Genomic DNA, 14,467 nt, shown 5'->3' with positions numbered 1-14,467 from the left:
TGTAGGGAGTGACAGCATGTTCGAGAGATTCACCGATCGCGCACGGCGCGTCGTCGTCCTGGCCCAAGAAGAGGCCAAGATGCTCAATCACAACTACATCGGGACCGAGCACATCCTGCTCGGCCTGATCCACGAGGGCGAGGGAGTGGCCGCCAAGGCGCTCGAATCCCTCGGCATCTCGCTCGACGCGGTGCGCGAGCAGGTCCAGGACATCATCGGCCAGGGGCAGCAGCAGCCCACCGGCCACATCCCCTTCACGCCGCGTGCGAAGAAGGTCCTCGAGCTGTCCCTGCGCGAAGCGCTGCAGCTCGGCCACAACTACATCGGGACCGAGCACATCCTGCTCGGCCTCATCCGCGAGGGCGAGGGCGTCGCCGCACAGGTGCTCGTCAAGCTGGGCGCCGACCTCAACCGGGTGCGCCAGCAGGTCATCCAGCTCCTCTCGGGCTACCAGGGCAAGGAGCAGGTCGCCGTGGGTGGTGAGCAGCAGCAGCCTCAGGGCGGCTCGCAGATCCTCGACCAGTTCGGACGCAACCTCACGCAGGCGGCGCGCGACAACAAGCTCGACCCGGTCATCGGGCGCGAGAAGGAGATCGAGCGGGTCATGCAGATCCTCTCCCGCCGCTCCAAGAACAACCCCGTCCTGATCGGCGAGCCCGGCGTCGGCAAGACCGCCGTCGTCGAGGGCCTCGCCCAGGCGATCGTGCGCGGTGACGTGCCCGAGACGCTCAAGGACAAGCAGCTCTACACGCTCGACCTCGGCTCGCTCATCGCCGGCTCCCGCTACCGCGGAGACTTCGAGGAGCGCCTCAAGAAGGTGACGAAGGAGATCCGCACCCGCGGCGACATCATCACCTTCATCGACGAGATCCACACCCTCGTCGGCGCAGGGGCCGCGGAGGGCGCGATCGACGCCGCCTCGATCCTCAAGCCGCTGCTCGCCCGCGGCGAGCTGCAGACCATCGGCGCGACCACGCTCGACGAGTACCGCAAGCACTTCGAGAAGGACGCCGCGCTCGAGCGCCGCTTCCAGCCGATCCAGGTCGCGGAGCCGTCGCTGCCCCACACCATCAACATCCTCAAGGGCCTGCGCGACCGCTACGAGGCGCACCACAAGGTGTCCATCACCGACGGTGCCATCGTCTCGGCCGCCAACCTCGCGGACCGCTACATCAGCGACCGCTTCCTCCCCGACAAGGCCATCGACCTGATCGACGAGGCCGGCGCCCGCCTGCGCCTCTCGATCCTCTCGGCCCCGCCGGAGCTGCGCGAGTTCGACGACAAGATCGCCGTCGTCCGCACCGCGAAGGAGGCCGCGATCGAGGACCAGGACTTCGAGAAGGCCGCGTCGCTCCGTGACGAGGAGAAGCAGCTGCTCGGTGAGCGCCTGCGCCTGGAGAAGAAGTGGAAGTCGGGCGACGTCAAGGCGACCGGTGTCGTCGACGAGGGCCTGATCGCCGAGGTCCTCGCCCAGGCGACGGGCATCCCGGTCTTCAAGCTGACCGAGGAGGAGTCCTCGCGGCTCGTCTTCATGGAGAAGGCGCTGCACCAGCGCGTCATCGGCCAGGAGGAGGCCATCGCGGCCCTCTCGCGGACCATCCGCCGCACCCGCGCCGGGCTCAAGGACCCCAAGCGCCCCTCGGGATCGTTCATCTTCGCCGGCCCCACCGGCGTCGGAAAGACCGAGCTCGCCAAGGCGCTCGCCGAGTTCCTCTTCGACGACGAGAACGCGATGATCTCGCTCGACATGTCGGAGTACGGCGAGAAGCACACCGTCTCGCGGCTGTTCGGTGCCCCTCCCGGGTTCGTCGGCTTCGAGGAGGGCGGCCAGCTCACCGAGAAGGTCCGCCGGAAGCCCTTCAGCGTGGTCCTCTTCGACGAGATCGAGAAGGCCCACCCCGACATCTTCAACTCGCTCCTCCAGATCCTCGAGGAGGGTCGTCTGACCGACGGCCAGGGGCGCGTCGTCGACTTCAAGAACACCGTCATCATCATGACCACCAACCTCGGTGCGCGTGACATCGCCGGTGGTCCCGTCGGGTTCCAGATCGAGGGCGAGAACGCCACCGGCTACGACCGCATGCGCGGCAAGGTCAACGAGGAGCTGAAGAAGCACTTCAAGCCCGAGTTCCTCAACCGCGTGGACGACGTCATCGTCTTCCCGCAGCTGTCGAAGCCCGAGCTGCTCCAGATCGTCGACCTGTTCATCGGCCGCCTCGGCGACCGCCTGCTGGACCGCGACATGACGGTGGAGCTGACGCAGTCGGCCAAGGAGCGGCTGATCGAGGTCGGGTTCGACCCGGCCCTCGGCGCCCGCCCGCTGCGCCGCGCGATCCAGCGCGAGATCGAGGACCAGCTGTCCGAGCAGATCCTGCACGGCCAGCTCGGTGCCGGAGACCACGTGCACGTGGACTTCGCGGAGGGCAAGTTCGTCTTCACGACGACGCCGCGCCTGATCTCGATCAGCGCCGGTGCGACGGCGGGAGCGGCGACCGCCGGTCCGGCGACGCCCGACCTGATGGCGTAGCACCCGCACAGCACGACAGCGAGCCCGTTCCTCCTCGCGGAGGGACGGGCTCGTCGTCGTTCGGCCGTACGCTTGTCGGATGGCCGATTGGAAGTACCCGGTGCGCCGCGCGCGCACGAGCGACGTCCCCTTCATCCAGGAGCTCAGCGAGCCGCTCGTCAACGAGCGCATCCTCCTCGGCAAGGACCGCGTGGTGCTCTACGGCGCCGTGCAGGAGTTCCGCATCGCGGAGTCCGGTGACGGCACCGCCATCGGCTGCGGCGCGCTGCACGTGATGTGGGACGACATCGCGGAGGTGCGCACCCTCGCCGTCGCGAAGGACTGGCTCGGCCGGGGCGTCGGCCACCACATCCTGGAGCGCCTGGAGAACGACGCGCGGGAGCTCGGGCTCAAGCGCCTGTTCTGCCTGACCTTCGAGGTCGGCTTCTTCGAGCGCCACGGCTACGCGCCGATCGGCGAGAAGGTCGTCGACCCCGAGGTGTACGCCGAGCTGCTGCGCTCTCCCGATGAGGGCGTGGCCGAGTTCCTCGACCTCGCCCGGGTGAAGCCGAACACGCTCGGCAACACCCGCATGCTCAAGACGCTCTGAGCGCTCGCGCGTCGTAGCCTGTGTCGGTGACTCCGCCTCCCCGCCGCCTGCCCTCCCGGGTCTACCGGCGGCGCAGGGCCGGCCTGATCCTCGCGCTCCTGGTGATCATCGCCGGGATCGCCGCGCTGGTCTCGCTGCAGCCGTGGGCGGGCGCGCGCGGAGCCGCTGAGAGCGCGAGCCCGACGGCCTCGTCGCTGCCGACGCTCTACCCCTCGACGGCGCCGGAGGGCTCGCCGCCCGCCGACGCCGCCGCCTGCACCACCGACACCGTCGCGGTCACGGCCGTCACCGACGCGACGAGCTACGGGCCGGACGAGGCGCCGCAGCTCTCGCTGTCGCTCGCGAACATCTCGAGCACCGACTGCGTGATCGACGCCGGGACGAGCGGACAGGTCTTCACGATCACCAGCGGGTCCGACCCGGTCTGGACCTCGACCGACTGCCAGACGGGTGCGTCGTCCCTGGAGATCCTGCTCCCGGCCGGCACCTCGGTGACGGGCAGCTCGATCACCTGGGACCGCACCCGCTCCTCGCCGGACACCTGCTCCGGCGGGCGCGAGGCGGTCGAGGGGGGCGGCGCGGCTTACAACCTGTCGGTCTCGGTCGCGGGCATCCCGTCGGGGTCGACGACGCAGTTCCTGCTGCAGTAGTCCGTCCCGCCTGTCGCCCATCAGGGGGAGGTGGCGCGGAACACGCGCGCGTACGCTCACGGACATGATGAGGACGCTCCGCCGGCTCCTGTCCGCGATCACGCCGAGGGGGCGGGGCTCCGGAGCGCGCGGACCCGGGCTGTCCGCGGGAGCGGCGGGGATGCTGCTCGCGGCCGTGCTGGCGGGGGCGCCCACGGCGGCGGCCGGGCCACTGCCGGCGGTCCACGCGGGCGAGCCGGCCGCCGCCGCTGCCGTCGGCGCCGCCGCCATCGGCGGACCAGCACGCGCCGTCGACGACTTCCGCTTCTCCCGCTACGCCGTCGACTACGACCTCGGCCGCGACGCCGAGGGGCGCTCGACGCTGACGACGGTCGAGACCTTCGTCGCGGAGTTCCCCGAGGACCAGAACCGCGGGATGCAGCGGGCGATCCCGCTCGAATACCAGGGCTACCCGACCGGCGTCGACCTGGTGTCGGTGACGGACGAGACGGGACGGGCTCGGCCCGTCGACACCGAGACCGAGGACGGGATCCTCCTCGTGACGAGCGCCGCGGACGGCTTCGTCAGCGGCAGCCAGACCTACGTCTTCACCTACACCCAGCACGACGTGACGCTGCCCGGCTCCGGCACGAGGAGCGGCGAGGACGAGTTCTACTGGGACGCGAACGGCACGCAGTGGCGGCAGCCCTTCGACCGCTACGACGTCCGGGTCCGGCTCACCGGCGGCCTGGCCGAGGCGGCGACCGGGACCGCGTCCTGCTACCGTGGCGCGGCCGGCTCCACCGACGGCTGCTCGATCGGCCGCGACGGCGCCGTGCTGACTGCGAGCGGGACCGACCTGGCGGCGTACGAGAACGTGACGGTCGCCGTCGGATTCGCGCCGGGGACCTTCACGCCGCGCGACGACGGCTACTTCGCCTCGGGCTGGGCCTGGGTGCAGCTGGCGTCGATGCTCGTGCTGTTCGGCGTGCTCGTCGCGGCGATCCGTCGGCGTGCCACCGTGCTGCGCGATGCTCCGGGGCGCCCGACGGTGATCGCCGAGTACGAGCCGCCCGCGCAGGGGCTCTTCCTCTCCGCGGCGCTGCGCGGGCGGTCCTCGCGCGCTCCGGCCGCGGCGCTGCTCGACGCGGCGGTCCGCGGTCTGGTCCGGGTCGAGGAGAAGGACTCGGGGAGGAAGCCGGGCTTCCTCCTCCGCGTGCTCGATCCGGCGATGGCCGCGCCGCGACGGGCCGGCCGACCGCGGGTCGTCCCTCCCGTCGACCGGGAGTTCTTCGACATCGCGTTCGGGCCCTCGCCCTCGCCGGGCGCCGTCCGCGATCTGAGCGGGAAGGACAAGGAGTTCGGGAAGGCGGTGTCGTCCTTCCAGACGGTGATGTCCGCGCGGGTCGTGGAGGAGGGACTGCGGCGCTCCGGGACGGTGCGCGGCTCCGTGCTCCTGGTCGTGCTCGCGGTGGTCGCCGTCGTCGGCGTCGTGCTGTCCGGGGCGCTCCTGCTCGGGGCGGCGCTCGGCGGGGCTCTGCCGATCGTGCTGCTCCTCTCGGCGCTGGTCGTGGGGGCGCTGGTCTGCGTCCTGCTCGCGAAGGTGCCGCTGACTGCGGCCGGCGCGGAGCTGCGCGACCACCTGAAGGGTCTCGAGCTGTACCTGCGGCTGGCGGAGGCGGACCGGTTCGCGATGCTGCAGTCGCCCCGCGGTGCCGACCGGCGCAGCGTCGGTCCGGTCGAGGTCGTCGAGGTGACCGAGCGGCTGCTGCCGTGGGCGGTGCTCCTCGGGCTGGAGAAGGAGTGGTCGGCGGCGCTCGCGACCGCCTACGAGCAGACGGGTGAGAGCCCGGTCTGGTACTCGGGGTCGACGGGGTTCCACGCCGCGGCGTTCGCGGGGAGCATCTCCTCGTTCTCCTCGACCGCGTCGAGCTTCGTCGGCTCCTCGTCGAGCTCGTCGAGCGGCGGCGCGGGCGGCGGCGGCAGCTCCGGCGGCGGCGGGGGCGGCGGCGGAGGCGGCGGGGTCTAGCCCGTCCGGCTGCGCGCGGCCCGTCTCGACCTGCTCTCGGCACGGCGGTCGGCGCGGAGCCGGCTCTTCGCGGCCGCGTAGTCGCGGGAGCTGCGGCTCGAGAGGGCGAGCAGCACGAGGATGTCGAAGGCGACGCTGCCGAGGTTGGTCTGCAGGCTGATCGCCGCGCCGCCCTGGAGCACCGCGGCGAAGGCGGTGATCGTGCTGAGCAGGCTGGAGGAGAGGGCGAGCAGGCGGGCCGTCCCGGAGCCGCGGAGCACGAGCGCGCCGAGGAGCAGCCAGAGGAGCGTCGCCGCCCCGAGGAGGGCGGCGGCGATCGGCCGGGTCGAGGCCTCGTCGAGTGTGGAGCCGCCCGCGGTGGCGGTGCCGCCGTCGAGCCAGGTCAGGTCGTCGAGCGAGGCGGCGCCGGCGAGCAGCAGCACGGCCTGGAGCGCGTACGCGAGGCCGCGGGCGACGAGCATCAGGGCCCCGACGTGGGTGGTGACGGGCCGGCGGAGGACCGTCGCGGACGAGGTGCCGAGTGCACCGGCGAGCTCGGTGGCGGCGACGGGGGCGATCGCGTCGCGCTCGGCGGCCCCGGACGGCAGGGGGATCGCGCGGAGGTCGACGACCGGCAGATCGCCGTCGGTGACGATGGAGTCGCCGCCGCCGTTGCGGGAGTGGTAGCCGGTGGAGAAGTCCTGGATGACGTCGACCGTCACCTCGGGGTGGTGCTCGCGGAGGCTCGCCACGATGTGGTCGCGCTCCTGGTCGGTGTCGGGGGAGATCTTGTGCGTGACCTGGAGGGTGAAGAGCGACAGTCCGACACTGCGGTCGAAGGTGCCGGCGGCGACCCACTCGACGGGGAACCCGCCGGGCAGGAACCAGTTCTCGGGGCAGCGCCAGAAGCGCACGTGGTGGCGCTTGCCCGGGTTGCCGGCGACCTCCTGCTGGAACGCGACGTCCTGCTGCCGCCCGAACACGAAGAGCGGCGAGACGGGGGCGCGGTGGTAGCTGCGGCGGGTGAGCGTGGCGGTGATGATCCGCCGGCTGCTGCGCACCGTGACCTCGTCGGCGCGGGTCCAGCCGGAGGAGGTCATCGCGTGGACCAGCTGCGCGTCGCTGCCCTGGAAGGCGAGGTTGACCGGGTCGCCGAGCAGGCCGTCGCTGGTGCGCGCGCGGCCGATGAAGTAGTCGGGCACGTACAGGCGGGTGAGGATCCGGTGCAGCCGCGGCAGCACGAGGTAGGCGACCAGGACCCAGACGGCGACGTAGAAGCCGATCTGGGCCCAGCCGGAGCGGACGCCGTCGGTGACGAGGACGACGGCCAGCAGCGTCGCCGCGACGCCGCCGAGGACGAAGAAGGCCTGGTCGAGCAGCGCGGGGATCGGGAAGCGGCGGCGGCGGCGGACCGCCGGTGCGGAGGCGGGGGCAGAGCGTCCGTCGGTGGCGGGACGGTCCTGGTCGGTGCCGGCCCGCTCGGTGTCGCTGCTCACGGGGTCAGCCTAGGGCGGCGGTCCGGCGCGGGGGCCGTCAGCCGACGGGGATGCGGGTCGGCACCGGCACGAGGGCGTGGGTGATCGCGCTCGAGAGGGTGAAGGCGCTCGAGTCCAGGTGGGAGGGGTGGCCGAGCCGGGTGGCCTCGTTGGCGCGCTGCTTCGCGCCGGACGCCGGGCGGATGTCCCCGGAGAGGCTGATCTCGCCGAAGGCCGCGATGCCGGGGCGCAGCGGCGTGTAGGCGTGGGCCGAGGCGATCGCGACGGCGATGGCGAGGTCGGCGGCCGGCTCCATCAGCTTCACTCCGCCGACGGTCGAGACGTAGACGTCGCAGCGGCGGAGCGGGATCCCGGCCTGGCGCTCGAGCACCGCGAGGATCATCGCGACGCGGGAGGCGTCCACGCCGTTGGTCACCCGGCGCGGGTGGTCGCCGTCGTTCGCGATGACGAGGGCCTGGATCTCGACGGGCAGGGCGCGGCGCCCCTCCATCGCGACGGTGACGCAGATGCCCGGGGTGGGGAAGCGGGTGCGGCTGAGGAAGAGGCCGCTGGGGTCGGGGATCTCGGCGATGCCCTCGGCGGTCATCTCGAAGCAGCCGACCTCGTCGGTCGGGCCGAAGCGGTTCTTGAGGGAGCGGACGAAGCGCAGCGCCGTCTGGCGGTCGCCCTCGAAGTGGCAGACGACGTCGACGAGGTGCTCGAGCAGGCGCGGGCCGGCGATCGAGCCGTCCTTCGTGACGTGGCCGACGAGCACGAGGGGCAGCGCGCGCTCCTTGCAGACGCGGATCAGCGTCGCGGCGACCTCGCGGACTTGGCTCGGACCGCCGGGCAGGCCGTCCACCGTGTCGCTCGCGACGGTCTGCACGGAGTCGACGATCAAGAGGTCCGGGCGGACCTCGTCGATCTGGCCGAGGACGGTGGCGAGGTCGGTCTCGGCGGCGAGGAAGAGGCTGTCGTGCATGGCGCCGGTGCGCTCGGCCCGCATCCGCACCTGGGCGGCGGACTCCTCCGCGCTGACGTAGAGGACGCGCTGGCCCTCGGCGGCGGCGCGCGAGGCGACCTCGAGCAGCAGCGTCGACTTGCCGACGCCGGGCTCGCCGGAGAGGAGGACGACGGCGCCGTTGACGATGCCGCCGCCGAGCACCCGATCGAGCTCGCCGACGCCCGTGGGCCGGTGCGCGGCGGAGGTGGTCTCGATCTGGGTGATCGGCTTGGCGAGCCGCGCCGCCGTGGGGGCGACGGCGGCGACCGCGCGGACGAGGCCGGTGCGCTCGGTGCTCTCGATCACCGAGCCCCACTGCTGGCACTCGCCGCAGCGGCCGACCCACTTCGCGGTCGTCCAGCCGCACTCGGAGCAGCGGTAGGCGGCGGTGCGCGTCTTCGAGGAGGCCATGGGGTCCTTCCGGGCCGGGGGAGTGCGGGGCAGGGGTGGAGTGCGGGAGCACCGGCGACGCTACGGCCGGCCTCCGACATCGGAGAGTTCTTTCGAACGTGTCTTCGACCCTAGCGGCCACCGCCGACACCCGGACGCGCCGCGCCCGGACGGTGGACAGCCGGCCGAGTGACTCGCTGGGGAGGAGTCCGGCCGGCACCCGAGCGGCGCGCCGGCGGTGTCGGTCGTCTGCGGGAGACTGGGCCCATGACCTCGACGGTGCACACGCTCAAGTCCGGCCGCGCGCTCGGAGTCGCCTGGTCCGGCTCGGAGGGCGCCGAGCACGTCGTCGTGCTCGTGCACCCCGCACCCGGCGCCGCCGGACTCGACCCCGACCCCGCGGCCACCGCCCGCCACGGCGTGCGGCTGCTCTCGTTCGACCGCCCCGGCTACGGCGCCTCGGAGCTGCTGACCGACGTCGATCCCGCCGGCGCCGGTGCCGGGGCGAGCCCGGAGCAGGCCGCCGCCGACATCGCCGAGTACCTGGCCACCGCGGGCATCGCCTCCGTCACCGCGGCCGGCTGGTCGGCGGGCGGCCGCGTCGCCCTCGCCCTCTCGGCCAACTACCCGGGCCTGGTCGGGCGCGTCGCCGTCCTCGGCACTCCCGCGCCCGATGACGCCGTGCCGTGGGTCGGCGAGCAGAACCGGGCGATGCTCGAGCAGCTGCGCGAGCTGCCGGTGGACGAGGCCGTCCGCTCCCTCGCCGCCGCGCTCGACACGGCGTTCGGTCCGTCACCCACCCCCGAGTCGCTGCTCGGCGTGCTCGGAGGGGACGCCGCCGACACGGACGTGCTCGAGGCGCCCGGCGTCCGCGAGCGGCTCCTGGTGATGCTCGAGCGCGCCGTCGCCCAGGGCAACCTCGGCCAGGCCGCGGACATCGTGGGCTACACCCTCCAGGAGTGGGGCTTCGCGGTCGAGACGGTCGACGCCCCGGCGCTCCTCCTCTACGGCGGCGAGGACGCGACCGTCGGCCGCCAGCACGGCGAGTGGTACGCCGCCCGCCTGCCCGACTCGCGCCTCGAGGTCGTGCCCGGCCGAGGCCATCTGCTCGCGGTCTCCGAGTGGGACCGGGTGCTCGCCTTCCTCCTGCCCGAGCCCGCCTGACGCCTCGGCGCCGGCCGCACGCCCGCGCTCGGCCGCGGTTCCCGCGCCGATTGGCGGGATTCCTGAGCCTCGCGTACACTCGTCCTCGGTACCGTGTCCGAGCGGCCGAAGGAGCATGTCTCGAAAACATGTGTGGGCTTGCGTCCACCGTGGGTTCAAATCCCACCGGTACCGCCAGTCAGAACCCCCGAGTCAGCGAGAGCCGACCGGGGGTTCTGTCGTTCCCGGGTGCGTCGCTCCTGGTGCTCGGGGACGACGATCCTCCCTGGACGTGAGTGACCCCCGTCCGAGGCTCCTGACCATCGTGGCGCGCATCGTGCTGGCCATGGTTGCGCTGCCATGCTACGTTCACCGAAGTGATGTTGACGTGGACATCCGCGCAGTGGAGACGCCGATCGAGCGCCGCTGCACGAGCACCACGGTACAAGGAGGTACCCATGACGATGGACAGGAGAGGGCTTCTCGCCCTCGCAGGCACGGCAGCGCTCACGGGCGCGGTCACGGCGGTGGCCGGGCCGGGCGCCGCACCCGCGTACGCCGCCACCGGCACGGCGGTCGTCGACCCGGCGCAGCGGGGACCGGTGTGGGAGGGCTTCGGCACGGCGCTCTGCTGGTTCGCGCACCGCATCGGCGGCACGGCGGCCGTGCGCGACACCTACGCCGATCTGCTCTTCGACCGCGACAAGGGTCTCGGGCTGAACATCGTCCGCTACAACATCGGTGGCGGCGAGAACCCGGCCTACCCCGGGCACATGGACCTGCGCGCCCGCATCCCCGGCTACCTCGCGTCCGCCTCGGCGGCCTACGACTGGTCGGCGGATCCGAATCAGCGCTGGTTCCTCCAGGCCGCGAAGTCGCGGATCCCGGCCAGCGACTTCCTCGCCGAGTCCTTCGCCAACTCGCCGCCCTGGTGGATGACGATCTCGGGCAGTGTCACCGGGGGCAGGAACGCCGCCGAGAACCTGCGCCCCGACAGCTACGAGGCCTTCGCCCGCTACCTCGTGACGGTCAACGAGCGCTTCCGCACGACGTGGGGCGTCCCGTTCCGCACCCTGTCGCCGGTGAACGAGCCGAGCGCCGCCTACTGGACCTTCGGCAACCGCCAGGAGGGCAACCGGATGCTCCCGGCGAACCAGGCGACGATGCTCGAGGCGCTGGCGGACGAGCTCGCGCGGCAGGGGTCGCCGACGCGGATCGCGGCGTCGGACGAGACGAGCATCGACGTCGGCCGCGACACGGTGAACAGCTGGTCCGCGCAGACCCGCGCGCTCGTCGGGCAGTACAACGTGCACAGCTACGAGGGCTCCGACCGGACCGGCTTCAAGACCGCAGCTCGCGGCACGCGGATCTGGGACTCCGAGCACGGCAACGGCGACGCCAGCGGCACGACCCTCTCGCAGAACATCCTCTGGGACGTGAAGTGGCTCGGCGCGAGCGCGTTCGCCTACTGGCAGGCGGTCGACTCCGGGGGCTGGGGGATGCTCGACACCGACCTCAACAACGCCTCCGCGGACCTGTCGAGCTACACCCGGAACAAGAAGTTCTGGGCGATGGCGCAGTGGAGCCGCTACATCCGCCGCGGCTACCGGGTGATCGGCGTGAGCGACAACGACACCGTCGCCTTCCACGACGAGGCCGGCAGGCGCGTCGTCCTCGTCACGGTCAACACCACCTCGACGGCCGCGACGGTCACCTACGACCTCACCCGATTCGCTCCCGCCACCGCGACCGCCTCCGGGGTGCGCACCAGCGGCTCCCAGGACCTCGCGGCGCTGCCCTCGGCCGCGCTCGCCGGCAACCGGTTCACGGCATCCGCTCCCGCGATGTCGACCACCACGTGGGTCGTCCCCTCGATGACCCTCAACTAGAAGGAGAGTTTCAATGACGAAACGACGAGGACGGATCAGGCTGGCGCTCATGGCGCTCGCCACGGCGGCGCTGGTCGCGGTCACGGGCCTGGCGCCCGCGACGGCGGCGCCGCAGACCGTCACCAACGGCACGCAGTTCCTCACCACCCAGGGCCAGCCGATCCACGGGCACGGCGCCGGGCTGCTCAAGGTCGGGCAGTACTACTACTGGGTCGGTCAGAGCACCGACGCGGACAACCGGTTCATCTCGGTCCCGCTCTACCGCTCCACCGACTTCAAGAACTGGGAGTTCCGCGGCGACATCCTCACCAAGAACTCGGCGCCGGAGCTGAACGTCTCCACGATCGAGCGGCCGAAGCTCGTCTACAACGCGGCGACGCAGAAGTACGTGCTCTGGATGCACTGGGAGAACGGGCAGAACTACTGGGAGGGCCGGGTCGCGGTCGCGACCTCGAGCACGATCGACGGCTCCTACGCCTACCAGGGCAGCTTCCGGCCGCAGGGCTACGAGTCGCGCGACATGACGGTGTACCAGGACGACGACGGGTCGGCGTACCTCTTCTCGTCGACGGCCATCCCCACGACGAACGCGTCGACGGCGATCTTCAAGCTCAACGCGTCGTACACGAACGTCGAGTCGTTCCAGGGCCTGCACTGGGAGAACCAGTCGCGTGAGGCGCCGACGATCTTCAAGCGCAACGGCGTCTACTTCGCGCTCTCGTCCGGGACCACCGGCTGGAGCCCGAACCAGAACAAGTACTCCACGGCCACGAAGATCACCGGGCCGTGGTCGACGCCGACCGACTTCGGCGGGCCGACCGGCAACCGCTCGCAGCCGACCTACGTCGCGACCATCAGCGGCAGCGCCGGCACGTCCTACCTCTACATGGGCGACCGCTGGGCGGGCGCCAACAACGGCGCGGTCAACGACTCCAGCTACGTCTGGCAGCCGCTGCAGTTCCCGTCGAACACATCGGTCGCCATGCCTGAGGTGGACGGGGTCGTCATCGACACCGCGGCGGGAACGGTGAACGCCGCCCCGGCGCTGCCGCGGTCGACGATCAAGTCCGCCTCGAGCGGACTCTGCGTGAACGTCGCGGACGACTCGACCGCGACCGGCTCGAAGGTGGTCCAGTGGACCTGCGGCAACGGGTCGAACGCCGTGTTCGCCCGGGCGTCGGCCGGTGGCTACGTGCAGTTCCAGACGCAGCACAGCGGGCTCTGCCTCGCGCAGTCCGGGACGTCGGGGTCCGGCGGCGCGCTGGTGCAGGCGCCCTGCACGTCCGGATCGACGGCGCAGTGGCAGGTGAGCGGTCAGACGATCGTCAACCGCGCGAGCGGCGCCTGCCTCGACGTGCCCGACGAGAGCACGACCGCGGGTCGTCAGCTCGGGACCTGGTCCTGCAACGGAGGCAACCACCAGAAGTGGAGCTTTGTCGCCTAGCTGAGGCGTGAGGGTCGCGCGGTGGGGGGAACCGCCGCGCGACTCCGCGCCTCGTGCGGGGGCGGGCGGGCCCATCGGGTCCGGCGCCCGCCGACCCCCGCCGTGGAGCCCTCGGTCAGCGCGAGCCGACCGGGGGTTCCGTCGTGCCCGGACGCGCGATCGCTCTGCTGGGGGAGCCGCACGACAGTCCGCTTGTGGTCCCCACCCGAGCGCCCCGTTGCTCCAGATCGTGTCTGAATCTGGAGCAGATCTGGAGTTGGGCGATGTGCTCCGCAGGCGCGCGGCGGTCAGCGGGTGGCGGCGGTTCCGCTGTGCGTGCGGGTGGCGATCGCGTGGGACAGGAGGGTGGCGGCCACGCCGACGGCGACGCCGATCGCGGTCTCGAGGGCGCGGTCGCGCAGAAGGATGAACTCGTCGGTGTGGTGGGCGAGCTCGACCATCAGGATCGCGAGCGGGGTGATCAGGGCGAGGGTCAGGCCGTAGTTGCGGCCGACGACGAGCTCGGCGAGCATCTGCAGCAGCACGACGACGCCGATCGTGGCGAGCGGGGACAGCGGCAGGGCGAGCAGCGCCGCGGCGATCGCGACGCCGATGACGGTGCCGAGCATCCGGTGGCCGGCGCGGACGAGACGGGCGGTCGCGTCGGCGCCCGAGACCGCCGCGACGGCGGAGACCATCGCCCAGTAGGGGTGGCCGAGGCCGGTCGCGGTGGGGATCGCGCCGGCGATCAGCACGACGGCGCCGAAGCGGAGCATCCCGGCGCGGGTCGTGGAGCGGACGGCGGCGGCGCGGAAGGAGGGGCGCCAGGGCGTCGCGGGCAGCAGCCGGGCGCGCGGGGCGGCGATCCCGCTCACTCCGATGAGCAGCGAGAAGGCGGCGGAGGCGGCGGCGAGGGCGAACGCCTCCGGGATCCGCGTCGCCTCGACGGGCACCGAGGCGCAGGCGGTGACGGCGAACACCGGGAAGAGCGGGCCGGGCGGGTGCCAGTGCAGGGCGTCGCTGAGGTAGGCGGCGCCGATGGCGGCGAGCGTGACCACCGGGATGATCAGCCAGTCGCGCTGCGGCGACAGGGCGACGGCGGTGCCGATCGTCACCATCGCGACCAGGTAGGCGGCGGCCGAGGCCTGCATCAGCAGGCGCGGGCGGTGGGTGTGCCGGCGTCCGTACAGCGCGGTGAAGGCGCCGAAGGTGGCGTAGAGGGCGAGATCGGTGCGGCCGAAGACCCAGAGGAGGAGGAGCGGCACCGCCATCGAGATCCCGGCGCGCAGGGCGACGCGGTGGGCGCCGTCGTGCGGGCCGAAGGCGACCAGCTCGCGGGGGGTGCGGCAGCGCGCTGCGGAGGGAGGGGGTGGCGGGCATCGGAGTCCTCG

Annotated in this window: 10 protein-coding genes and 1 tRNA gene; 8 read left to right on the top strand and 3 right to left on the bottom strand. The window is 72.3% G+C overall.

The genetic code is table 11. The features are described from left to right. Positions 1 to 16: 16 nt before the first annotated feature. From MT353_RS07275 to MT353_RS07260, 4 genes are all read left to right on the top strand, one after another. On the top strand, positions 17 to 2,527 hold the full coding sequence (locus tag MT353_RS07275) for an ATP-dependent Clp protease ATP-binding subunit (protein WP_123446787.1): 2,511 nt from the start codon (positions 17 to 19) through the stop codon (positions 2,525 to 2,527). Between the two features lie 79 nt (positions 2,528 to 2,606). Next, positions 2,607 to 3,116, top strand: a complete 510-nt coding sequence (locus tag MT353_RS07270; RefSeq protein WP_123446786.1) for an amino-acid N-acetyltransferase — start codon at positions 2,607 to 2,609, stop codon at positions 3,114 to 3,116. A gap of 26 nt (positions 3,117 to 3,142) precedes the next feature. Next, complete coding sequence (locus MT353_RS07265; RefSeq protein ID WP_243623985.1) at positions 3,143 to 3,766, top strand: hypothetical protein; 624 nt, start codon at positions 3,143 to 3,145, stop codon at positions 3,764 to 3,766. A gap of 64 nt (positions 3,767 to 3,830) precedes the next feature. Next, the gene (locus MT353_RS07260) at positions 3,831 to 5,774 is read left to right on the top strand and encodes a DUF2207 domain-containing protein (RefSeq protein WP_243623984.1); all 1,944 of its coding nucleotides are present in this window, start codon (positions 3,831 to 3,833) and stop codon (positions 5,772 to 5,774) included. Here MT353_RS07260 and MT353_RS07255 read toward each other — a convergent pair. Together MT353_RS07255 and radA are read right to left on the bottom strand one after the other, a co-directional pair. Further along, positions 5,771 to 7,249: an LssY C-terminal domain-containing protein gene (locus MT353_RS07255; protein ID WP_243623983.1), complete on the bottom strand. Its 1,479-nt coding sequence runs from the start codon at positions 7,247 to 7,249 to the stop codon at positions 5,771 to 5,773. The genes MT353_RS07260 and MT353_RS07255 overlap by 4 nt on opposite strands. A 37-nt stretch (positions 7,250 to 7,286) precedes the next feature. Next, positions 7,287 to 8,642: a DNA repair protein RadA gene (radA, locus tag MT353_RS07250; protein WP_123736624.1), complete on the bottom strand. Its 1,356-nt coding sequence runs from the start codon at positions 8,640 to 8,642 to the stop codon at positions 7,287 to 7,289. 246 nt (positions 8,643 to 8,888) lie between these two features. Between radA and MT353_RS07245 the strand changes: the two genes are divergently transcribed. The 4 genes from MT353_RS07245 (at position 8,889) to MT353_RS07230 (ending at position 13,097) form a co-directional block, all read left to right on the top strand. Further along, entirely contained in the window at positions 8,889 to 9,785 is an 897-nt protein-coding gene (locus tag MT353_RS07245) for an alpha/beta fold hydrolase (protein WP_243598155.1), read from the top strand. Between the two features lie 87 nt (positions 9,786 to 9,872). Then, positions 9,873 to 9,962, top strand: a tRNA-Ser gene (locus MT353_RS07240). Positions 9,963 to 10,222: 260 nt separating this feature from the next. Continuing rightward, complete coding sequence (locus tag MT353_RS07235) at positions 10,223 to 11,653, top strand: glycoside hydrolase (protein ID WP_243623982.1); 1,431 nt, start codon at positions 10,223 to 10,225, stop codon at positions 11,651 to 11,653. Between the two features lie 13 nt (positions 11,654 to 11,666). Beyond that, complete coding sequence (locus tag MT353_RS07230; RefSeq protein WP_243623981.1) at positions 11,667 to 13,097, top strand: RICIN domain-containing protein; 1,431 nt, start codon at positions 11,667 to 11,669, stop codon at positions 13,095 to 13,097. 287 nt (positions 13,098 to 13,384) lie between these two features. Here the strand turns inward: MT353_RS07230 and MT353_RS07225 are convergent, their stop codons facing one another. Next, positions 13,385 to 14,347 carry an FUSC family protein gene (locus tag MT353_RS07225; protein ID WP_243623980.1) on the bottom strand — a complete coding sequence of 321 codons (963 nt, stop codon included), beginning with the start codon at positions 14,345 to 14,347 and terminating at the stop codon, positions 13,385 to 13,387. Positions 14,348 to 14,467 lie beyond the last annotated feature (120 nt).

Source organism: Rathayibacter sp. VKM Ac-2927 (assembly GCF_022815525.1).
GTDB classification, from domain to species: domain Bacteria; phylum Actinomycetota; class Actinomycetes; order Actinomycetales; family Microbacteriaceae; genus Rathayibacter; species Rathayibacter festucae.
This window is presented reverse-complemented; position numbering and strand designations above follow the sequence as displayed.